The sequence below is a fragment of the Ruegeria sp. AP12 genome, assembly GCF_056540025.1.
On sequence record NZ_JBQFVZ010000267.1, the window covers coordinates 1 to 600 of the forward strand.

Here is a 600-nt window from a genome sequence, read left to right on the forward strand (position 1 = left end):
GAATTTCCCCCGCGCGGTCGGCGCGGAAATTCAGGCAGAAAAACCCGTCACCATCTTTGACACCATCATAACCTTCCAGCACGGTCGGCACGATGAACTCATCCATCTCGGATTGGTTGTAAGCGTGATCAACCGCCGCATGCGCCGTGGTATCGGCACGGCCCCGTCCTTTGATCATGGCGTTGTAGGCTTGGCTAACACGCTCCCACCGGTTGTCGCGGTCCATGGCGAAGTAACGCCCGCAAACGGTGACGATACGCGCGCCTGCGGGCAGGCGTTCTTCAAGCTCGGCAATGTAGGTGAAGGCCGATTTCGGAGCGACATCGCGCCCATCGGTCACTGCGTGCAGAGCAACCGGAACGCCGGCATCCGTGATCGCTTTGGCCGCTGCAACGATGTGGTTCACATGCCCATGGACACCGCCATCCGAGGCCAGCCCCATCAGATGCGCCGTCCCGCCCGCGGTTTTCACTTTTGCAATGAACGCCTGCAGCGCGTCATTTTCGAATAATGAGCCATCCTCGATCGCCAGATCAATCTGGCCCAGATCCATCGCCACCACACGGCCCGCGCCGATATTGGTGTGCCCAACCTCGGAAT

1 pseudogene is annotated in these 600 nt (G+C 60.0%); it reads right to left on the reverse strand.

Annotation, left to right across the window (positions count from 1 at the left end):
* Positions 1-600: pseudogene (locus tag ACR0E6_RS22675) on the reverse strand (2,3-bisphosphoglycerate-independent phosphoglycerate mutase); the annotation flags it as partial.